The organism is Microbacterium sorbitolivorans, assembly GCF_003327285.1.
GTDB lineage: Bacteria > Actinomycetota > Actinomycetes > Actinomycetales > Microbacteriaceae > Microbacterium > Microbacterium sorbitolivorans.
In genome coordinates, this window is record NZ_KZ848473.1 from 882,527 (window position 1) to 902,451 (window position 19,925).

A 19,925-nucleotide genomic window follows, 5' to 3' on the forward strand; every position below is an offset into this window, starting at 1 on the left:
CATCTCGCCGAACGCACAAGCTTTACGCGAAAGCCTACGTTATTTCATATCCGCTCGGACAAAGCTTGTGCGTTCGAGCGCCACTCGCAAGGAAGACATGACCTTCACCATCACCCCGCTGCGCGTTCCCCACTCCGTGAACGCGGAGCTGCGGGAGCATGCCCGCATCCTGACCTCGTCGTACGCCCGCGATGCGGGGATCCCGCTGCTCGAGTGGACCGCCGAAGGTCTGCTCGCGCTCCTGCACAACACGACCTATTCGACCGTGAGGGCATTCACTGCCCACGACGGCGAGCGGATCGTCGGAGCCGCGTCGCTGTCGTTCGACAACTCGACGTCTCATGAGGCCGAGCTCGTCGTCGCGACGGATCCCGACTACGGGGACCCCTCTCTCGCGGATGCGCTCTACGAGGCCCTCGAGCGGGAGGCCGCGGCCCTGGGGCGCGACCGCCTGATCGACTACGTCGCGACGCGCGGTGATGCCTCGACGCTCGACGAAGCAGACCTCCTCCGGCCGACGTCGGGCATCGGCTGCGTGCCGCGGCATGATCCGCGCGCGCGGTTTATGCTCGACCGCGGATACTCGCTCGGTCTCGTCGAGCGAGCGAGCGTCTTCGCGCGTCCCGAGGATCCATCGCGGATCCAGAGGATCCTCGACGACGCCCTCGCCTTCGCGGGCGACGACTACGCACCCGTGTGGTGGTCGGGCCGCACCCCCGACGAGTACGTCGACGCCTATGCGTATGCCGTCTCCCGCATGTCGACCGACGTGCCTTCGGGCGACATCGACGTCGAAGAGCAGACCTGGGACGCCGACCGGATCCGTACGCGCGACGAGCGTCACGAACGCGTGGGCCATCTGTTCTGCGTCGCCGCGGTCGTGCACCGCCCGACTGGCACCATGGTCGCGTTCAACGAACTGGTCGTCGGATCCGATCGCGCGAAGCCGACGGAGAACGGCGGCACGCTCGTGCTCGAGGAGCACCGCGGGCACCGGCTCGGCACGGTAGTGAAGGCGCTCGGACTTGTGCGCTGGCTCGATGTGGCCCCGGACAGCCCGTCGGTGTTCACGTTCAACGCCGAAGAGAACCGGCCGATGCTCGACGTGAACGAGGCCGTCGGCTTCACGCCCGCGTTCTGGGAGGGAACCTGGAGCAAGCAGCTCTGAGCCTGGACTCAGGCCGTCAGGCCCGCCGAACGCACAAGATTTGCCCGAACGCCTACGTTATTTCGTATCCGTTCGGATAAATCTTGTGCGTTGGCGGGGGTGGATCCCGCTCCGCCCCAGGAAGGCGAGGAACGCCGACCGGGACGAGAGTTCCTCGAACGTCCATCGGATCAGGCGTTGGCCCGAGACTCCGCGGATATCGTCTTCGCGTCGCTTCTCGTCGATGACGATCTGCTCGGGCGTGCGGCCCTCGCGCATGTCGGGGTTCTGATACTTCGCGGCGCCGTCGAACTCACCCAGCACGCCCTGGATCTCGAAGTCGACAAAATAGTGGCGTCCGGTCGCGCCGGTCACGGGCACCTGCAGCCCCACGTCGTCGATCCCCGACTGAATCAGATAGAGACGGCTCACGCTCTCGCCGGGAGAATCCGCCCGCGGATCCATGACATCGGCGATGAAGCGGGCATTCGTGATCCCGCGGGCTCCGGGATAGCACCCGATGAGCGCGCGCAGCTCGTCCCTGAACTGCTCGGCCTTCTCCTCGTCGACGACGTGGAACCGATCGGTCGCCGCGACTCGATGGATCGCCGCGTCGGCACACGCCAGGCCCGCGGCCAGAGACGCAGTCCGCGCCACGTCGAACACCGTTCGGACGAGCGTCGTCGCGCGCACTCCGTCAACCTCGACGCTCTCGCCATCCCACCGATCCCGGTGACGCACGACCGCTTCGCTGCGGGTACCGGATCCGCTTTCGCCCGTCAGCAGGTGTGCGACGCCGTCGTCGCGGATCCGGAACAGCGGCAGCCCGTGCACCGCCGCCGCTGTCGCGCGGCACGCGACCGGCGGATCCGTTGCCGCGTCAGTCGCGGCGAGCGCCAGCGCGCGCTGCCGCTCTTCGACATACGCGTCGCGCCATTCCTGCGAGGCGGCGTAGTGCCCGTGGCGGATCCGCTCGATGCGCCCGTCCGCGACGAACGTCTGGAGGTCGTGGTCGGTGGTGCCGAATTCCACGAGCGAGCGGCGGGCGAAGGTTTTCATGACCACATGGTGCCAAGAACGGTGCCCGTGGCGTTCGTGCCTGTGAGTAACCGCGTCGAAAGAACAAGCTTTGCCCGAACGCCTACGAAATAACGTAGGCACTCGCGTAAATCTTGTGCGTTCGGCGGGAGGGGCGAGGGTGCGAGCCGGGGCGGGGAATGATCCCGGGCCTGCGTAGTTGCATCCAGTGTGGAGTTCGCGAGCGTTGTCGTTATTGGGGCCGGGCAGGCCGGGCTGTCTGCCGCCTACCATCTGAAGCGCCTGGGGATCGATCACGTCGTCTCCGACGCGAACCCGGCACCCGGCGGCGCGTGGCAGCACCGATGGGAGTCGCTCTCGGTCGGCAAGCTCAACAAGATCTTCGACCTGCCGGGCATGCGGCAGCCCGAGATGGATCCGCGGGAGCCGTCGCGCGACGCCGTCCCGCGATACTTCGCCGAGTTCGAGCGCGCGCACGACCTCGACGTGCGCCGCCCCGTGCGCGTGGCGAGCGTCGAATACGCCGATGAGGATGAGCGCGGCGACCTCATCGTCGCGACCGCCGCCGGTTCCTGGCGTACCCGCGCGATCATCAACGCCACGGGCACGTGGAACAACCCGCTCCTTCCCCATTACCCGGGCGCCGACACGTTCCGCGGGCGCCAGCTTCACACCCGCGACTACACGCGCCTCGAGGATTTCCGCGGCCAGCGCGTCGCGATCGTCGGCGGCGGCATCTCGGGCGTGCAGCTGCTCGAGGAGATCTCGCGCGTCACTGACACCCTCTGGTACACGCGCCGCGAGCCCGTCTTCACCGATGGCGAGTTCACGCCCGAGACGACGGGCCGCGACACCATCGAGAAGGTCACGGCCGCGGTCGAGGCGGGCCTACCGTCGGGCAGCATCGTCGGTTACACGGGCCTCGGCTGGACCGACTACACGATCGCCGCCCGCGACCGCGGCGTGCTCGTGCGCCGCCCCATGTTCACCGCGATCGAGCCCGACGGCGTCCGCGAGGCCGACGGATCCTTCACGCCCGTCGACGTAATCCTTTGGGCGACGGGGTTCCGCGCCGACATCGCGCACCTGGATCCGCTGTTCCTCGTGAACGAGCTCGGCGGGATCCGCATGACCGGCACGGAGGTGTGGGGCGAGCCGCGCGTGCACCTCATCGGCTTCGGCCCGAGCCAGTCGACCGTCGGGGCGAACCGCGCCGGTCGCGATGCGGCGCGGGCGCTCGGCCGCTACCTCGCCGAACGCACACAAAATGCCCCAGCGAACATGAAATAACGTAGGCGCTCGCGAAAAGCTTGTGCGTTCGGGCGGATAGCGTAGGGATATGCGCATCACAGTGATCGGCGGGGGCGTCGGCTGCGCCCGGTTCGTGCTCGGGCTCCGCGAATACGTCAGTAGCGAAGACTCCATCGACGTCGTCGTCAACACCGCCGACGACTGGTGGGTCTCGGGGCTCCGCATCGCCCCCGATCACGACAGTCTGCTCTATGCCCTCGCCGGCGTGAACGACACGGTGCGCGGCTGGGGCCGCTCCGATGAGACCGAGCGCGTCGCCGGCGAGCTCCACGCCTGGGGCACGGCGCCCGAGTGGTTCACCCTCGGTGACCTCGACCTCGGCACGCACATCGCTCGCACCGCGTGGCTGCGCGCGGGCGAGAGCGTCAGCGACGTGTACCGCCGCCTCGGATCCCGCTGGGATCTCGGCGTCACGCTGCACCCCGCGACCGATACCGAGATCGACACGCAGGTCATCACCGACGAGGGCCGGATCCACTTCCAGGAGTGGTGGGTGAAGCACCGTTCACAGATCCCCGCGCGCGGCTTCGAGCAGCTAAACATCGCCAGTGCCGCCCCGAGCGAGGGCGCCCGCGAGGCGATCGAGAACGCCGACGTGATCCTCCTCGCCCCCTCGAACCCCGTCGTCTCGATCGGGCCTGTGCTCGCGGTGCCCGGAATGCGCGACCTCCTCCGGGGTGCCCGCGCCAAGATCGTCGGCGTCTCGGGCATCATCGACGGGTCCGTCGTCCGCGGCATGGCCGACGCCTGCCTCTCGGCGATCGGCGTCGAGACCTCCGCCCGCGCGGTCGCGGAACACTATGGCGCGCGAAAGGCGGGCGGGATCCTCGACGGATGGCTCGTCGACGAAACAGACGCGGCGGCGGTGGATCCGCTCACCGCGTTGGGGATCCGCACCCGCGCGGTGCCCCTGTGGTTACGCGACCCCGCCTCGTCGGCGCAGGTCGCGCGCGACGCCGTCGCGCTCGCGCGCTAAGCGAGGGCCACCGGTTGCCGCAGGATGGTGCGCAGGCGTTCCGGCGCCGTGCGGCGTGGGTCGCTGAGATAGATCTCGTGGTGCGTGCCGGCGAGGCGGTACCCGTCGGCGAGCGCGTGAGAGTGCATCGCCTCGATGACGGGCCCCTCGTCGTCGAATGGCCCGACGTGAAGCGTCTGCACGCAGGTGCCCTCGGTCAGCGATCGAAGCTCGACAGCCGGAGAGCGATCCCCGGCCCTCTCGCGCGCGGCATCGACAATCTCGCCCGGGATCCACGATGGCACGGCGATCATCATCGTCCAGCGCCACGAGCTTTTATCCCGCCGCGAGGTGAATGCGTCCATGTCGTCGGCCCACCAGAGGCCCTCGAGCGGCGGCACCACGTGGTCTCTTCCGAGCGCGTCGCGGGCCACGAACTTCAGCGCGTACGCGAGCGGATAGAGCGCCTCGAGCGCGGCGCGGTACGCGGGTGCGGTGTTCGGATCCCCGGATCCGTCGACCGCGAGATAGCGTGCCTCGGGCACCGCGAGGATCCGGAACTCGCCGCGGCGAGCGCGATACGCGTCATCCGACTTCTTCAGGTCGATCTTCACGCGAGCGTCTTCCGCATGATCACCCGCGGGTATCCGGCCAAGACGGAGGTCGTCTCGGAGACCATCTCGAAGCCCGCGGCTTCGAACAGCGAGCGCGTGCCGACGTAGGCCATCGTGAGGTCGACGCGTTCGCCGCGGTTGTCGACGGGATATCCCTCGATCGCGGGGGCGCCGTGCGAGCGGGCGAGGTCGACCGCGCCCTCGACGAGCTCGTGCATGATGCCCTGCTTGCGGTAGCCCGGCCGCACGCGGAAGCACCAGAGCGACCAGACGTCGAGGTCGTCGACGTGCGGGATCCGCCGATTGCGGGCGAAGCTCGTATCCGCCCGCGGGTGCACGGCGGCCCACCCCACGGGCTCGCCGTCGCGGTAGGCGATCACCCCGGGCGGCGGATCCTCGTGACACAGCTCGCGCACGCGCTCGGCCCGCGCGGGGCCGCGGAGAGCGTTGTTGGCCTTGCTCCCCAGGCGGTAGCTCAGGCAGAAGCAGACGTTCGATTCGGGATTCTTCGGCCCGACGAGGGTCGCGACGGCATCGAAGTCCGTCGCCGGTTGCACGATGATGCCCATGCGCTCATTCTCGTTGACTGTGGCCGAGACGCAAGGCCCCGCCTCACGCGAGGGCTTCGCGCACAGACTCCTCGAACTCCTCCGGCGTGAGGAAGCCCTCGAGCAGCTCCGAGAGGGTGCCGAACTCCTCGACCTCGCCGAAGTAGTCCTCGTGGTCGGTCGTGTAGATCGCGGGGTTCTCCGGGTTCGGATCCTCGGCGATCGTGAAGTAGTAGTTCGGGAAGCCGTCGGAGTATCCGAGCAGCACGACCGTCGGCGCCTCGACGCCGCAGAGCTCGGTCAGCGGTTCGGCGTCGATCGTGCCGTCCCACTCCTCGTGGTCGGGCGTGCCCGGGGTGAAGGGCGTGAAACGGGTCACGTTCCAGGCCAGGTCGGGGTAGGTGACGAGCGTCGACGCCTTCGACGGATCCGCGGCGAGCGCCGTGAACACGTCTTCCTCGGCGTAGTCGGCCCAATCGGCGAAGAGCAGGGGCTTCGGGAACTGCAGTTCCTCGAGCGTGGTTCCGGATCCGCCGAGGGCCGCGATCCGCTGGACGACGTCGGGCGAAAGGGTCATGAGTTCATCTCCGATGCTGCGATGGTGAGGGCGACGATGCCGTCGCGCCTGGCTTCTAGGTCTTCGAGGGAGGCGAGCTTGATGTGGCGCATCGAGGCGGATCCGGTGAGGAGCCCCGCCGGGTCGTCGAGCTGGGAGCCCTTCATGAGCGTCAGCGAGACCCACTTGGTGTACGGCATCACGGCCGCCATGCCCCAGCCGTTGTACCCGTACTGGTGGGCGCCGTATCCGATGGCGGCGTCGACGGTGTCGACCGAGTTGGCGATGCCGGGGAGCGTGTCGATGACGAGCTGGTGCAGGGCGAGGTACACGTCGACAAGGGGCCGTTCTCCGGCCACGCGGGTCAGATCTTCCGGGGTGGGCGACTCGATGTGCGGGTGCGTCTTCGCCATACGGCACAGGGTAAACCATCGCCGTAACCAAAAACTACCCTCGCGGGCTTGACCTGGAGTGCGCTCCAGGTCATACCGTCCGAGACATGATCACTCTCCTACTCCTCATCCCCATGGCGCTCGTCGCCCTCCTCCAGCTCGTCGCCGCCATCGGCATTCCGGGCGAGGCCCGCGCACACGACCTCGAGCTCCCCGCGTACCTCGCCTCGTGGACCCTCTACGCGGTCGGCTTCCTCGGTGCGGTCGCGAGCGTCGTGCTCGCGCGCGGGCCGCTCACGCTCGTCGTTCCACTCGTCGCGGTCACGGCCGCGGCCGTCGTCGCGGGCCCGCTGGTCTGGGGCCACGCAATCGGCGAGTTCCACCTCGCGCACCACCTTGTGCGCGCCGCGCTCCTCGTCGTCGTGCTCGTGTTCTACTTCTGGTATGTCGCTCTCCATCGGTGAAGTCGCACGGCGCTCCGGCCTCACGCACGACACCCTGCGCTACTACGAGCGCATCGGGCTCGTGCCGCCGGCCGACCGCGACTCGGCGGGGCGCCGCAGCTACACCGAGCAAACCCTCGACCAGTTACACGTCGTCACCGCACTGCGCTCGGTCGGTTTCAGCATCGCCGAGGTGCAGCGGGTCCTCGGGGTCAAGGACGGCACGACGACGGCGCGCGCCCGGGTCGGGGCAATGCGCGAGGCAATCGCCGACCTCGAGGCATCGCTCAACGACAAGCAGCTCGCAATCGACACCGCCCGGGCGCAGCTCGCCTCGTGGCGCGGCGAACTCGACGCCGGCGAGCCCTGGCCCGACGTGCCACTCGACGCCTTCGAAGGATCCGCATGACCTCTTCGCTGCGCACCGTCGCGCATGATCGCCTCTACGCGGGCGCCACAATCGCGCTGCTCCTCGACGGGCTCGGCGCGTCGATGGCCGCGCCGCAGATCGCGCGATTCCTCGTCGAAGACCTGGGCGTGCCACTCGGCATGGCGGGCCTGTACTACCTCACCAACCTCGCCGCGCCCGTGGCCGGCTTTCTCGTGGGGCGCCGCTCCGACCACACCGGCAACAGGCTCGGGCTCTTCCGGATATGTGCGATCGCCGGCGCGGCCGGCTGGATCCTCATCGCAACATCGACGGCCGCGTGGGTGCCGTTCGTCGTGAGCGCGCTCGTGCTCGGCTTCGCGGGCGCCGCCGGATCCCAGCTCTTCGCGGCCGTGCACGACGAGATCCGCGCCCGCGGCGACGAGAAGGTCGCCGACGGCATCATCTCGATCGTGCGCATGGCGCTCACCGCAGGATGGGTCATCGGCCCCGTACTCGGCTCGTGGCTCGCGTCGGTCACGAGCCTGTCGACCATGCTGCTCCTCACCGCGGCCGCATGCTTCGCCCAGATCATCCCCATGGGTTTCCTCCGCGACCGAGCCCCGGTCGCCGCCCACGGCGACGCGCCGAACGCGCGCCCCGGGAACCGCCGGTTGTTGCCCGTGATCGCCTTCACGGGGCTCTACGTGCTCGTCTACGCGGGCGAGCCCATCAAGTACGCGTATTTGCCGATCCACATGGATCGGAACCTGCACGTCTCCGCCGCAATCGCCGGAGCGATCATCGGCATCCAGCCGCTCATCGAGCTCATCCTCATGCCCGTGGCGGTCGTCGTCGCGCGCCGGATCGGCCTCATGCGGCTCATGGTGTTCGGCGCCATCTTCGGCGTCGTCGCGAACCTTTTCTTCGCGTTCTCGAGCGGCCCCGTCGGGCTCTTCGCCGGCCAGATCCTCATGGGCGGTGTGTGGGGCATCTTCGCGGGCCTCGGCATCGTCGTCGCGCAACGCCTCCTGCCCGAGGCCGTCGCGACCGCCTCGGCGATCTTCATGAGCGCGACGGCCATCGCGAGCGCCATCGGCGGTGCGACGGGCGCGCTCGGCGTCAGCCTCGGCGGCCTGCCCCTCGTGTTCCTCGCGCCCGCCGCCTACGCGCTGCTCTCCGCGATCGGGCTCGTCGTCATGTCACGCGGCAGGCACGCCGTTGCCTAGCGCCTCGGCGACGCGCTCCCGCAGCGCCGGCACGACCTCCCGTTCGAACCATGGGTTCTTGGCCTGCCATCGGAAGTTCAGCGGCGAGGGGTGTACGAGCGGGAAGAACTCGGGCAGGTAGTCGGCGTAGCCCCGCACCGTCTCGGTGAGGTTTCGGGCCGCGCGCTTGCCGAGATAGTGCTTCTGCGCGTAGCTGCCGATGAGAATCGTCAGGCTCACGTCGGGCATGAGTTCGAGCAGCCGCGGGTGCCAGGTGTCCGCGAAGCCCTTGCGCGGCGGGGCGTCGCCCGTCGCGGCCTTGCCGGGATAGTAGAAGTCCATCGGCAGGATCGTGAACAGGTTGGTGTCGCGGAACTGCTCGTCGCTCACGCCGAGCCACGACTTGAGCGTGACGCCGCTCGCGTCGTCCCACGCGACGCCCGATTCCTCGGCCTTGCGCCCGGGCGCCTGGCCGACGAGCGCGATCCGCGCCCCGGATCCGGCGGTATAGAGCGGCAGGATCCCGCGCGCGGTGGCGCTCGCGTTGTCCAGATCGTCGATGATCTGCTGGCGAATCTCCTCAAAGCCCATGCCTCGATCATCCTCCTGTTCGGGTCGATAGGCGCCCTCAGCCGACGGGGATCGTCCGGTCCGGCCCAATCTTCTTCATCACGAGCGTCGAGCGCAGCTGCAGCACGCCGGGAAGCCCGCTGAGCGTCTCGTCGTACAGCTCCTGGTACCCCGCGAGGTCTCGCGCGAGCACGCGAAGCATGAAATCGGGCTCGCCGAAGAGGCGCTGCGCCTCGGCGATCGCGGGGATTCGCGCGACCTCTTCCTCGAACGCCGACACGACATCCGGCGCCGTCTGTCCCATCGTCACGAAGACGATCGCCTCGAAACCCAGCCCGACGGATCCAGGGTTGATGATCGCGCGGTAGCGCTCGATCGCCCCGGATTGCTCGAGTTCCTTAAGCCGGCGGTGGCACGACGAGAGGCTCAGGCCGACGCGTCCCGCGACGTCGGTGGCGCTCATGCGGCCATCCTCTTGAAGAAGCGAGAGGATCTCTCTGTCAATGGCATCCATGCGAACGATTCTTCCGCAAAGCCCGCGAAATTGGAGGCAGAAGCGAAGCACATTTCGCGCCTTTCTCCGTAGTCTCTTCTTCGCGACACGAGAGGAGCTGAAGAGATGGACTGGTCGCTGGTATTCGAGTTCTGGGTGATCGCCGCAATCCTCACCTGCACACCGGGCGCCGATTGGGCGTACTCGATCGCGGCGGGCATCCGGGCGAAGTCGGTCGTGCCCTCGGTGCTGGGCATCGTCTTCGGCTACGTCGTGGTCGTCTCGGTTGTCGCGGCGGGCCTCGGCACCGTCATCGCGCGCTATCCCGCCGCCCTCACGGGCCTCACCGTCGCGGGCTCGAGCTACCTCATCTACCTCGGGCTCGGCTCGCTCCTCGGCAAGAGCGAGGGCCTCGAGGCAAGCGACAAGAGCCTCGGCGACTCCGCGACCGCGCAGTTCTTCCGCGGCGCCGGCGTGAGTAGCATGAACCCGAAGGGGATCCTGTTACTCATCGCCCTGCTCCCCCAGTTCACGACGCCCGACGGTTGGCCGTCGTCCGTGCAGATGCTGGTTCTCGGCGGCCTCCACGTCGCGAACATCACGATCGCCTACTTCGGCATCGCGCTTCTCGCGCGCCGGATCCTTCGCTCGCGCCCGCGCGCGAGCATCGTCATCACGAAGTTCGCGGGTGTCGCGATGACGATCATCGGCGCGGGCTTGCTCATCGAGAAGGCGATCGAGCTGTTCTAAGTGGGCGTGTCGCCCCGCCTACTTCAGGACGTCGCGGACCTTCAACGAGAAGCTCGCGTGGTTGCGGATCACGCCCCACGGTGATTCGAGCCCCGCCTTTGCTGTCGGAATCTCATCGCGGTCCAGCCGGCAATACGTCGAACCCCGCGTCATGATCTTCTCGAACTCGGGCTCGAGGTGCGGGTACTCACGTAGGGCCGTTTCAAGGGGGCCATAGTCGAGCGAGCGATGCGCACCGTGGTCGCGGAACGGACCGATCGGGCCGTGGATCCCGCGCGTAACGACCTCCGCTGGGAGATCGGGCACGATCGCGAGGATCAGATCCGAGCGCTCCAGCCGGCCGAGTGCCGCCGCGGCCCACGAGCGCGCATTGATGTCGGCGTCTTCGTTGCGCATCAGGTCGTAGAGGGCATCGACGGCCTCGGGGGTCGTGATGTTGATCTCCGCCAGGATCCGCGCCGCAGTGAGGGATCCCTCGGGATACTGTTCGCCCCGGACGACCGACACGAGCGATGGAATTGCCGCGGCGCCACAGGCGACCAGCAAGTCGTCGTATTCCTCAACGAGCGGCCCCTCGAAGTCTGAGAGAACGGCCGCGGGGAGGAGCTCGGCAATGCGCTGTTCCACCGGGAGCGCCGCGAGCCGGATCCGTTCCATCTCCTCCGCATCGTAGTGCGGGAAGTGCATGCGCAACTGCGCCTTCGTGAGGCTCGGCGGCACGAGCTCTTCGGCCTCGTCCATCGCGACCGCGATGAACGCCTTGCCCACGGCCTTGTCCGCGACGAGCTGCTTGCGCGCGAGCTTCGCCGCCTTGGGGAAGCACTTCTGAAAGCGCTCATAGACGCGCACCCATTTGTCGAAGTCGCCGCTCGCCGCCGCGGCCTTCTCCACGCGCGACGCCAGCTCGTCGAGCTCGCCCGTCGGGTCGACGTTGTACTCAAAATCGGGGCCGGACCATCTGAGCGACGCGTCGTCATCGCCGTCGTCGACCATCTCGGCGAGGGTTTCCTCGGTGCCGACCGCGACCATCGGCCACCTGATCGACTCCCCGTCGCCATAGAACGCGTGGAACACCGCGCCATGGATGTTCTCGTCGGGGCTTTCCTCGCGGACCTCGCGGACCGCGTGAACGAGCTGCTCCGCCGCAGCCTCTTCGATCTCTCGCCAGTTGATGTTCCGCGTGCGTACGGTCGCCATGCGTGCAGGATAGCGGGTGCGGGTAGCCGCGACGGGTACGCTTCCAGTCATGCCCCTGCCCCTGCCTTCGCGGCTGGATGCCACCCACGCGCAGTTCCTCGAAGAGCTTCCGACCGGCGCCGACGAGAGCGTGCACATGCTGCAATCGATCGTCGACGAGGTGATCCGAAACTGCAGCCGAGCGGGCGGTGTCGTGTTCGACCCCTTCGCCGGGTTCGGCACGACGCTCGCGCGAGCGATCGCCCTCGGTCGCGAGGCCCTCGGCATCGAGCTCCTGCCCGAGCGCGTCGAGCACATCGCCGCGCACGTGCCCCGGGCCGACGTTATCGAGGGCGACGCCCGCGAGCTCCTGCGCCTCATCGACGGGCACGCCGACACCGGCATCGACCTGATCCTCTGCTCCCCGCCGTACATGACGGCCACGCACCACGACGCGGATCCGCTCATGGCATACGAGACCGAGGGCGGCGACTATGGTCGCTACCTAGCCGAGCTCGAGCTCGTCGCGGCGCAGTGCGCGCGGGTCATCTGGCCCGGCGGCTACGTCGTGTGGAACGTCGCGGACATCCACCACATGGATCACACCACGCACCTGATCGACGACTGCCGGCAGCTTCTCCGCCGCCACCTCGAGGAGGTCGGCACGACCGACATCGTCTGGGACAGTCTCCCCCACGACCTCGTCGCCGACGCGCTGCTCGTCTTCCGGCGTCGCCCACCCGCGCGGACGATGGAGCCGACAGAGGGCCAGTGGCTACCCTGACAAGGACGCATTAGCGACGGAGTACATACCCGCGGGTGTTCCACTCGCTAAGGGCGCCTACCGGCCGTATAACGTCGAAGCCAACGCCTTCAGCGCGGTGATACAGGGAGAACATGTCGATGACGCCGCGGCCGGCGCACGAAAAGTCGCTTCGGGAAAGAGCACGCCGGCTTTCGAAAAACTGCTCATGGGCTACCTTGCGGCCGTCGTGGAGTACAACGAGCCCGCAGCGCTAGACCTGGCAGGCAAGCTTCTTTCCGGCTGGGCGAAAAGCCCCTACAACCGCGCGGGGGCAGACAGAGCCGTGCATGCCGTTCCGCTTCACATCTACGGCTACCTTGAACTTGGAAACCGACGGTTCGGTTGGGATCCTCTGCGATTCGTCGAAGCGGATCTTCTCTGCAAAGACGTGCTCCGCGCGGCGCAGCACGCACGTGAACTCACCGCTGAGGAGAGAGCCAGCGTGCACAAACCTACTGTGACCTTTCATGGGCGCTGTAGTGGCCTGAACCGCATCTTCCGCGAGCGCCCAGTCACGGACGCCGCTGACAACGCGGGCAGGAGCACGACAAACGCCCACAGGCCTGCTACGAACTCGGATACGTAGACTTCCGAATACGTTCCGACTAGTACGTGGTCATGAACATCACATCCGCGCTCCCAACCCGAACACGGCGTTCCTCAGACCTGAGCAAACATTCCGCCGAGGTCTTCGCCGAGGCTGAAGACCACCCCGTCACCGTCACGCGCCGTGACGGCGAATCGTTGGTACTGATGTCTCAGCGAGAGGCCGAAGGACGCGCCCGTCTGCTGAACTTTGCGGCACAGCTGATCACGGTGACTCTTGACGACCGCGGCTCGCTGGCCGAGCGCATGTCCAGGACCTTCCCCTGGATGCTGGCACTCTCGCCCGCTGATCGCGAGGCCTGTGCACAGGAGCTCATCGATGCGGCAAGAGCGTCCTTCTCGACCGATCAGCCGCACCTTGCAATTGCCGAACTGACGTCGTGGAACGAGACCGCCACCGCAGTCGCGGCAGGACTCGGTAATGTCGATCTCGTATGGATTGATGACGCCGAGAGCGTAGAGCGCCCGTAGTCGTGCACCCTCCTAAGAAGGGCGAACGCGTTCACCGCCCTGCGACAAAGCTGGAGTACGAAATCCGGTTCGCCACCGCAGATGCACAGAGGGGTTGGCGCGACCTGGTCGCCACGATCCGTAACTCCATGACCGAGACCTGGGAGTTCCTCACGCACACGCCGTTGGCAACAACACCGACAAATTACCCTCTCAAGGGTGAGCTCGCGAAAGTCACTCGGGGCGGCGAATCCCACGAGCGGTGGCAACATAAACCGACGGCAAGAGGTACGGCGCGGATCTGGTTCTACGTGGACGATCACACGGTCTACCTCGAGCAAGTACACGCGAGCCACCCCAACGAGGCGAGGTAGCACCAGTGCGCTCCTCGGCCTGATGATTCTCAAAGGTGTCGGTCGAGGCTCACCGCTTCCGCTGGCACCTCGGGCAGAAGTGGCTCGAACGGTTCGTGAACGCCTCGCGCACGAGCATCGTGCCGCACCGCGCGCACGGCTCGCCGTCGCGGCCGTAGGCGTTCAATGAGTGCGCGAAATAACCCGACTCGACACGTCAATCGCAGTCATGTATCACCATTCGAATCGTCATCGGAATCATGATTCGGCTCGCGATCACTTCGCCCCCACGCGGCGACCCCGCAAGGCGACCGGGCCCGACGCACCGATCTCCAAGCGATCGGACCGGACCACGGTTGTCCAGGCGGCACTCGCGACGATGATATGCGACCCGAGGCCCCCCTCCCGCGCTCAGGCAGGCCCTGCCGCTATACGCTCCCGGTTCGCTTCACGCTCCAGGCGATGCTTGAGGAAGACGTCGTAAATCACTCTCTTCTGATCGTCGGTCAACGGCGGAGCCGACTCCCCTATCCGCTGGACGTGCTCTTCCCGGGCCGTCACTCTGAACAGCGCGTCCAGATCGGACACCCGAATCAGTGCCTTGAGGATCAGGCGTCCGTCGCGTCCGGGGACCTTCCCGGTTCGGGCCGGCAGACACCCACTGTGGATGCGCCCCGGATCATCTGGGCACTGCACCCGTAAAGTGCTGCCGCGGCAGTTACATCAAGCCATTCTTCATTGGTCAAGATCGGCAACTCTGCATCTCGAGATGCCCCAAGTACATCAGTTGAAGTTCGTGACCCGCGAGCAAACTCCGATGCCCCTCGCTAACCGGGCACGCAGACCAAAACTCACCATGCAGCAGGCCACTGGACGGGAGGTAGGTCAGAGAGCAGATTGATTCCAAACCGGCGCTGAAGCCGCGCTCATAAGCGACTCACCGAAAAGCAGGGTTGCGACCGTAGCATCGCCCGAGACATTCGCCGTCCCGTCCGCGACTGACTGACTCGCCCCGGACGGGCGTCTACCTCGTCGCCAACCCGAAAGATTCGCTACGGTACATATCAACCCCCTCGTACGAGGTGCACGCGACGATGCTGATTGACGCGCCCCATATCCTGATGGCGTGTTCGACCCGTTCTCACTCGGCGACGAGGGCGTGTTCCAGGGGACCCGGCGACCTTCGACGAGTTCCACGACGAGCCGGTCTGGGCCGACGACGAGCCCTGCTGAGGATCAGCCCTGGGAACGGCGCCGGCCAGATGGTGTGCTGTCCCGGCGGATGCGGGCCGTCTGCGCTGCCAGCACCGCGGTCACCGTGAGCACCGAGAGGCTGAGCAGGATCACCGGCAGGTAATCGCGGAGAAGCAGTGCGATCGCGCCGATGACGACGATGACGCCCATGGCGATGAACCGGGATCGTCCCAGCTGCCCGAACCGGGAGCGCAGGAACAGGACGTTGCCAATGAGGTAGACGATCGGTCCTGCGATCGTAACGAGGACAATCGCCGGATCTAGGTGCTCGTGAGAGAGGCGCAGCTCGATGGAGACGGCCACGAGGATCGCCCCCAGGACCATGAGAGCGTGCGCGTAGGCGTACGCCGATCGCAGCGCACCGGTGGACGCGTTGCCTCCCGCGGTCTCCGGGCCGGCGAGGGCAAAGTAGTTCCACCACAGGACGAAGAGCGACGCGAAGCCCACGAGCACGCTGAGTGCGAGCCCTCCGGTGAGGTGGCCGTGCTCGACGACCGACCCGCCCATGAGAAGAACCGATTCGCCGAGGGCGATGATGAAGACGAGGCGGTTACGTTCGGCGAGATGCTCAGCGTCGGTGTCCCACGTCGTCATCGGCGCGGCACCGATCCCCGGGATCCGATAGTCGGCCAGCGGCGCGGCGTAGTCGATGAGGACGGCGACCAGCCAGGCCAGCAGCCGCCATTCGGCAGGAAGAATGGCTCCGATGACCCAGAAGATGCCCGCGAACAGGGTCCACAGCATCAGCATCCGGTAGTTCGACGCGAGCTGCTGGCCGCGGTGGGCGATCATCATGAAGACCGGCCGCAGAACGCCCATGAACAGGTAGCAGCCGACGAATAGCCACGCGCCGTCGCCGAACGCGCCGGGAATGGCGATGGCCATGCCGAGCGCGGCGAGCATGAGCACCCCGGAGAACAGCTGCACGGCCGTGCGGGAAGGGTCGAGCCAGTTCATCGCCCAGGCGGTGTAGTTCCATCCCCACCACACGGCCGCGAACACGACGACGGTCTGCGCCGCGCCCGTCCACGCAAGGTGCCCGATGAGTAGGTGCGAGAGCTGGACGATCGCGAAGACGTAGACGAGATCGAAGAACAGCTCGACCGGCCCGACCTCGGATCGGCGGTGCCCGGGTCGCGCGAGCGGAACAGTGGTCATGCGGTGATCCTCACTGTGTTGATCGGCATGGAAGGCGCGACGGGCGGACGCCGAGCAGGTCGACGTTCGCCCGTCACTGGCGTCAGCCTTCGCGGATGGTCATCTTGGCGAGCTTGTCGCCCGCGACGTCGAAGACGAACTTCGAGCGGCCGTTGGCGTGGTTCGATCGCCAGTCGCCGACGACGGTGACCTCGTCGCCCGCGACGCCGACCTCCTCGACCGTCAGGACGCCCCGGGAGCCGATGAACTCCTTGTCGCTCCAGGTCTTGATCTGCTCTCGGCCGGCGAACGTGCGCCCCCAGTCGTCGACGGCCCCGGCGGGAGTGAAGGCGTCGAGGAACGCCTCCTCGTCGTGGGCGTTGACGCGCTCGAGGAAGGTCGCGACGGGTTCCGGGATCTCGTGTGCACTCATGAGTTCAGTCTCCTTCTCGTCTGCTGCCGCGTGGGGGTCAGCGGGTCGTGTAGCCGCCGTTGGCGAAGATCGTCTGCCCGGTGATCCACCAGCCCTCGGACGCCAGGAAGCGGACGATCGGCGCGATGTCCTCGATCTTCGTGAGCTGGTTGCCCATGCCCTGCGACTTGTGGAACTCGACGCGCTCCGGCGTCTCCTGGCCGTAGAAGAACGGGGTGTCCATCGGGCCGGGAGCGATCGCGGTCACCGAGATCCCGCGCTCGGCGTACTCCTTCGCCGCGGCGCGCGTGAAGTGCTCGACGGGCGACTTGCCGCCGGCGTAGGTCGAGTAGCCGTCGGTGAACGCCGCGAGCAGCGCCGTGACGATCGTGATGATCTTGCCGCCGTCGGCGAGGCGGCGGCCCGCCTCCTGGATGAAGAAGTACGCGGCCTTCGCGTTGATGTCGAACATCGAGTCGTACTCGGCCTCGGTGGTCTCGGCGATCGGCTTGCGCAGCACCTTGCCGACCGTGTTGACCGCGACGTCGATCTTCCCGATCGCCGCCTCAGCATCGGCGAACAGGCGCTCGACGTTCGCCGGGACGGTGAGATCGCCCTGGAAGATCGCGCCCGCGCCGCCCGCGGCTTCGACCGCCGCGAGAGTCTGCTCGGCGTCCGGGCGGGTCGCATCTGAGTTGTAGTGGATCGCGACGTTGGCCCCGGCCTCGGCGGCCTGGCGCGCGATCAGCCCGCCCAGGTTCTTGGCCCCGCCAGCGATCAGAACGTTCTTGCCCGTGAGCGTGTGGTCCGTCATAGTACCCCTTCGTATCGTTGATATATAACGGCGTAACACCGTTACATCAGGTACTGTATCAGCATGACAGGCACAGCGGGAGGCGATACACGGGATCGGCTGATCGCCGCTGCGGCAGACCTGATCGCGACCGCCCCCGGCGAGGACTTCTCCCTGCGCGCGGTGTGCGACGCGGTCGGCGTCAAGATGCCGACGCTGTACCACTTCTTCGGGTCGAAGCAGGGCCTCGTCGACGCCGTCATCGAGCACGGATTCGACCTCTACCTCGGCGAGAAGGCGTCGATGGAGTCGTCCGGCGACCCCATCCAGGACATCCGCGCCGGCTGGGACGCGCACGTCGCCTTCGGCCTCGCGAACCCCGGCTTCTACACGCTCATGTACGGCAAGGTCAGCCCGGGGCACTCCCCCGCGGCGCAGTCCCGGCCCAGCGAGATCCTCCGCGGCCTCACGGCGCGAGCAGCGGCGGAAGGCCGGCTCGTGGTGCCGTCGGAGCAGGCCGCCGCACACGTCCTCGTAACCAACATCGGCGTGACGCTGCGCCAGATCATCCTGGCGCAGCCCGACCCGGCGCTCTCAGCGGCGGTCCGCGAAGGCGCGATTTCCGCGATCACGGGAACGACCGCGGCGACGGACGACCCGCTCGCGGCCGCCCGCGAGATCGCCGCGGCCCAGCCTGAGGTGCTCGGCCGTACCGAGACCCAGCTGCTCATCGAGTGGCTCACCACTCTCGCGGCAGAGCCCGCGTCCCACGGGACCGACTGACGTCATCGACGGCGTCGGATCCGGGCGGTAGCCTCGGAGCACGACATCCCCCGCGCCTCGCGCCGAAGCGCACTTGGGGGATTTTCTCTACCCAGAGCCGGGGACGGCGGGCAGGTCGACGCCGATCAGCTGCGGCGGAGCCCGTCGATCATGAGCGCGACGACGCCGTCGGCTTCCTGACGCTCCTCGGAGTGCACCGCGGCAACGGCGATGCCGTGGAGCGCGAGCATCACCGCACCGGCCGGGACGTCATCTCGGAGGTGACCCCGCTCGGCGCCGCGGCTGAGCATCTCGGTCACCACGTCGTCGAGCACCTGCCCTACGCCGGAGAGAGCCCCACCTGCGGTCTCGGATGCCGCGAACAGCGTTCGAGCGAGACCGCGCTGGGAGTACCTGTGGTCGACCATCTCGCGGAGGAACGCTCCCAGCACCTCGGCGGGCGAGAGGGTCTCCGTCAGCTGATCCGCGCGGTCGCGGAGGGCGGCGACCTCGCCTTCTAACACGGCGGCGGGGGCGTCGCGGTTCGGGAAGTGGCGGTAGAGGGTGCAGGCTCCCACGCCGGCGGGGCGGGCGACGTCCTCGTCGCAGCGATCGTGCTCTTCCTGATCCTCCGCACGCTGCTAGGCATCACGCTGCCGTTCCTGTCCACGTTCCTCGGCGTCGGAGTCTCGTCCCTGGCGGCGCTGTCGTTCTCGGGCGTCGTCGAGTTCACGACGTTCACGCCGATCCTCGGGATGATGCTTGGCCTGGCGGTCGGCATCGATTACTCGCGCTTCATCATCAACCGGCACCGCACGCAGCTGAAGCGAGGCGTGGGACTCGTCCCGTCGATCGGCCTGGCCAACGGCACCTCCGGACACGCCGTCGTCTTCGCGGGTGCCACCGTCATCATCGCGCTCCTGGCGCTCAACGTCACCGGGATCCCGCTCCTCGTCCTCATGGGAAGCGTCGGCGCTGTCTCCGTCGCCGTTGCCATCGCGATCGCGATCGCGATCGCCACCATGTTGCCCCCTGCGCTCCGCTCGATCGTCGGGTTCCGCATCCTCAGCCGGAGCGAACGCGGCACCATCGGACGCCCCGCCACGCAGAGCGTGCCGAATACGCCGATGCTGACCTGGCGCGCCATCACGACGGCGATCGTCGGCGTCGTCGCGCTCGGCGTCATGGCGCTCCCGGCCAGCCAGATGCGTCTGGGGCTGCCCACAGGCAGTGCGGAAGCTCCCGACTCCACCCAGTACCTCGCCTACAGCACCATCGCCGACGAGTTCGGTGCCGGACAGAACGACCCGCTGCTCGTGGTCGCGAACCTCTCCGAGCCGATCGCCGATGACGAGGTGACCGGGCCTCGGTCGAGGTCGTTCAGGCCCTCGCGCAGCACGCGGACGTCGCCGGCAACGCGAGTGCGAACATCGACATCACGCAGAAGATCACGACCGTCCTGCCGATCTATCTCGCTGTGGCCATCGGGCTCTCCCTGCTTATCCTGATCATCGCGTTCCGTTCAGTCCTGGTGCCGATCATCGCGACCGTCGGCTTCGTGCTCTCACTGCCCGCGACGCTCGGCAGCCTGACCGCGATCTACCAGTTCGGATGGTTCGAGGAGCTCTTCGGAGTGCACAACCCCGGCCCGATCATCAGCTTCCTGCCGATCATTCTCATCGGGATCCTCTTCGGGCTCGCGTCAGAGCCTGGGCGCGCCGGGACCGACTGACCTCCGCGACGGCGGTGTTGATACGAGCTTGCGTGGCCGCTCCATGCAGGTCG

General features: G+C 67.5%; 25 protein-coding genes and 1 pseudogene. 13 read left to right on the top strand and 13 right to left on the bottom strand.

What is annotated here, in order from left to right; translation table 11 throughout:
• The first annotated feature begins 97 nt into the window (after positions 1-97).
• Positions 98-1,168, top strand: coding sequence for a GNAT family N-acetyltransferase (locus tag DTO57_RS04425; protein WP_114116967.1), 1,071 nt, complete (start codon positions 98-100; stop codon positions 1,166-1,168).
• Positions 1,169-1,225: 57 nt separating this feature from the next.
• On the opposite strand, the gene DTO57_RS04430 is transcribed toward DTO57_RS04425, so the two are convergent.
• The gene (locus tag DTO57_RS04430; protein WP_114116968.1) at positions 1,226-2,206 is read right to left on the bottom strand and encodes a hypothetical protein; all 981 of its coding nucleotides are present in this window, start codon (positions 2,204-2,206) and stop codon (positions 1,226-1,228) included.
• A 189-nt stretch (positions 2,207-2,395) separates the two neighbouring features.
• Here DTO57_RS04430 and DTO57_RS04435 point away from each other — a divergent pair, with 189 nt between their 5' ends.
• Together DTO57_RS04435 and cofD are read left to right on the top strand one after the other, a co-directional pair.
• Positions 2,396-3,475, top strand: coding sequence for an FAD-dependent oxidoreductase (locus DTO57_RS04435; protein WP_114116969.1), 1,080 nt, complete (start codon positions 2,396-2,398; stop codon positions 3,473-3,475).
• 49 nt (positions 3,476-3,524) lie between these two features.
• Positions 3,525-4,472, top strand: a complete 948-nt coding sequence (gene cofD, locus DTO57_RS04440; protein WP_114116970.1) for a 2-phospho-L-lactate transferase — start codon at positions 3,525-3,527, stop codon at positions 4,470-4,472.
• On the opposite strand, the gene DTO57_RS04445 is transcribed toward cofD, so the two are convergent.
• Genes DTO57_RS04445 through DTO57_RS04460 form a run of 4 tightly spaced genes read right to left on the bottom strand, consistent with a single transcriptional unit; the run spans position 4,469 to position 6,582 of the window.
• Positions 4,469-5,065, bottom strand: coding sequence for a GyrI-like domain-containing protein (locus DTO57_RS04445; protein WP_114116971.1), 597 nt, complete (start codon positions 5,063-5,065; stop codon positions 4,469-4,471). The two genes, cofD and DTO57_RS04445, sit on opposite strands and share 4 nt — an antisense overlap.
• A complete protein-coding gene (locus DTO57_RS04450) occupies positions 5,062-5,634 on the bottom strand; it encodes a GNAT family N-acetyltransferase (protein ID WP_114116972.1) in 573 nt (190 codons plus the stop codon). The genes DTO57_RS04445 and DTO57_RS04450 overlap by 4 nt, the downstream gene beginning before the upstream one ends.
• Before the next feature lie 43 nt (positions 5,635-5,677).
• The gene (locus DTO57_RS04455) at positions 5,678-6,190 is read right to left on the bottom strand and encodes a hypothetical protein (protein WP_114116973.1); all 513 of its coding nucleotides are present in this window, start codon (positions 6,188-6,190) and stop codon (positions 5,678-5,680) included.
• A complete protein-coding gene (locus tag DTO57_RS04460) occupies positions 6,187-6,582 on the bottom strand; it encodes a DUF1801 domain-containing protein (RefSeq protein WP_114116974.1) in 396 nt (131 codons plus the stop codon). Before DTO57_RS04460 ends, DTO57_RS04455 begins: the two co-directional genes overlap by 4 nt.
• An 86-nt stretch (positions 6,583-6,668) precedes the next feature.
• On the opposite strand from DTO57_RS04460, the gene DTO57_RS04465 reads away from it, so the two are divergent.
• Genes DTO57_RS04465 through DTO57_RS04475 form a run of 3 tightly spaced genes read left to right on the top strand, consistent with a single transcriptional unit; the run spans position 6,669 to position 8,600 of the window.
• Complete coding sequence (locus DTO57_RS04465; protein WP_114116975.1) at positions 6,669-7,025, top strand: hypothetical protein; 357 nt, start codon at positions 6,669-6,671, stop codon at positions 7,023-7,025.
• Complete coding sequence (locus tag DTO57_RS04470) at positions 7,006-7,413, top strand: MerR family transcriptional regulator (protein WP_114116976.1); 408 nt, start codon at positions 7,006-7,008, stop codon at positions 7,411-7,413. Before DTO57_RS04465 ends, DTO57_RS04470 begins: the two co-directional genes overlap by 20 nt.
• Complete coding sequence (locus tag DTO57_RS04475; RefSeq protein ID WP_114116977.1) at positions 7,410-8,600, top strand: MFS transporter; 1,191 nt, start codon at positions 7,410-7,412, stop codon at positions 8,598-8,600. Before DTO57_RS04470 ends, DTO57_RS04475 begins: the two co-directional genes overlap by 4 nt.
• Here DTO57_RS04475 and DTO57_RS04480 read toward each other — a convergent pair.
• The gene (locus DTO57_RS04480; protein WP_114116978.1) at positions 8,574-9,170 is read right to left on the bottom strand and encodes a uracil-DNA glycosylase family protein; all 597 of its coding nucleotides are present in this window, start codon (positions 9,168-9,170) and stop codon (positions 8,574-8,576) included. The genes DTO57_RS04475 and DTO57_RS04480 overlap by 27 nt on opposite strands.
• Positions 9,171-9,207: 37 nt before the next feature.
• On the bottom strand, positions 9,208-9,663 hold the full coding sequence (locus tag DTO57_RS04485; RefSeq protein ID WP_114116979.1) for an Lrp/AsnC family transcriptional regulator: 456 nt from the start codon (positions 9,661-9,663) through the stop codon (positions 9,208-9,210).
• Positions 9,664-9,768: 105 nt separating this feature from the next.
• Here DTO57_RS04485 and DTO57_RS04490 point away from each other — a divergent pair, with 105 nt between their 5' ends.
• On the top strand, positions 9,769-10,392 hold the full coding sequence (locus DTO57_RS04490; protein ID WP_114116980.1) for a LysE family translocator: 624 nt from the start codon (positions 9,769-9,771) through the stop codon (positions 10,390-10,392).
• A gap of 18 nt (positions 10,393-10,410) precedes the next feature.
• Here DTO57_RS04490 and DTO57_RS04495 read toward each other — a convergent pair whose 3' ends face one another.
• Positions 10,411-11,589: a DUF4303 domain-containing protein gene (locus DTO57_RS04495; protein WP_162785654.1), complete on the bottom strand. Its 1,179-nt coding sequence runs from the start codon at positions 11,587-11,589 to the stop codon at positions 10,411-10,413.
• A 49-nt stretch (positions 11,590-11,638) separates the two neighbouring features.
• Between DTO57_RS04495 and DTO57_RS04500 the strand changes: the two genes are divergently transcribed.
• The 3 genes from DTO57_RS04500 (at position 11,639) to DTO57_RS04510 (ending at position 13,450) form a co-directional block, all read left to right on the top strand.
• Positions 11,639-12,352 carry a DNA methyltransferase gene (locus DTO57_RS04500; protein ID WP_114117285.1) on the top strand — a complete coding sequence of 238 codons (714 nt, stop codon included), beginning with the start codon at positions 11,639-11,641 and terminating at the stop codon, positions 12,350-12,352.
• Positions 12,353-12,539: 187 nt separating this feature from the next.
• The gene (locus DTO57_RS14330) at positions 12,540-12,959 is read left to right on the top strand and encodes a hypothetical protein (protein WP_162785655.1); all 420 of its coding nucleotides are present in this window, start codon (positions 12,540-12,542) and stop codon (positions 12,957-12,959) included.
• Between the two features lie 32 nt (positions 12,960-12,991).
• Positions 12,992-13,450, top strand: coding sequence for a prevent-host-death protein (locus DTO57_RS04510; protein WP_114117286.1), 459 nt, complete (start codon positions 12,992-12,994; stop codon positions 13,448-13,450).
• A 402-nt stretch (positions 13,451-13,852) separates the two neighbouring features.
• Here the strand turns inward: DTO57_RS04510 and DTO57_RS04520 are convergent.
• The 4 genes and pseudogenes from DTO57_RS04520 to DTO57_RS04535 all read right to left on the bottom strand — a co-directional run.
• Positions 13,853-13,993, bottom strand: a pseudogene (locus tag DTO57_RS04520) (zinc finger domain-containing protein); the annotation flags it as partial.
• Positions 13,994-15,018: 1,025 nt separating this feature from the next.
• Positions 15,019-16,194 carry a low temperature requirement protein A gene (locus DTO57_RS04525; RefSeq protein ID WP_114116985.1) on the bottom strand — a complete coding sequence of 392 codons (1,176 nt, stop codon included), beginning with the start codon at positions 16,192-16,194 and terminating at the stop codon, positions 15,019-15,021.
• An 82-nt stretch (positions 16,195-16,276) separates the two neighbouring features.
• A complete protein-coding gene (locus DTO57_RS04530) occupies positions 16,277-16,606 on the bottom strand; it encodes a nuclear transport factor 2 family protein (RefSeq protein WP_114116986.1) in 330 nt (109 codons plus the stop codon).
• A 37-nt stretch (positions 16,607-16,643) separates the two neighbouring features.
• Entirely contained in the window at positions 16,644-17,399 is a 756-nt protein-coding gene (locus DTO57_RS04535) for an SDR family oxidoreductase (RefSeq protein ID WP_114116987.1), read from the bottom strand.
• A gap of 63 nt (positions 17,400-17,462) precedes the next feature.
• Here DTO57_RS04535 and DTO57_RS04540 point away from each other — a divergent pair, with 63 nt between their 5' ends.
• A complete protein-coding gene (locus DTO57_RS04540) occupies positions 17,463-18,161 on the top strand; it encodes a TetR/AcrR family transcriptional regulator (protein WP_114116988.1) in 699 nt (232 codons plus the stop codon).
• A 125-nt stretch (positions 18,162-18,286) separates the two neighbouring features.
• Here the strand turns inward: DTO57_RS04540 and DTO57_RS04545 are convergent, their stop codons facing one another.
• The gene (locus DTO57_RS04545; protein ID WP_162785656.1) at positions 18,287-18,718 is read right to left on the bottom strand and encodes a TetR/AcrR family transcriptional regulator; all 432 of its coding nucleotides are present in this window, start codon (positions 18,716-18,718) and stop codon (positions 18,287-18,289) included.
• On the opposite strand from DTO57_RS04545, the gene DTO57_RS04550 reads away from it, so the two are divergent.
• Both DTO57_RS04550 and DTO57_RS04555 read left to right on the top strand, forming a co-directional pair.
• Positions 18,692-19,648, top strand: a complete 957-nt coding sequence (locus DTO57_RS04550) for an MMPL family transporter (protein ID WP_114116990.1) — start codon at positions 18,692-18,694, stop codon at positions 19,646-19,648. The two genes, DTO57_RS04545 and DTO57_RS04550, sit on opposite strands and share 27 nt — an antisense overlap.
• On the top strand, positions 19,588-19,872 hold the full coding sequence (locus DTO57_RS04555) for a hypothetical protein (RefSeq protein ID WP_229730579.1): 285 nt from the start codon (positions 19,588-19,590) through the stop codon (positions 19,870-19,872). The genes DTO57_RS04550 and DTO57_RS04555 overlap by 61 nt, the downstream gene beginning before the upstream one ends.
• Positions 19,873-19,925 lie beyond the last annotated feature (53 nt).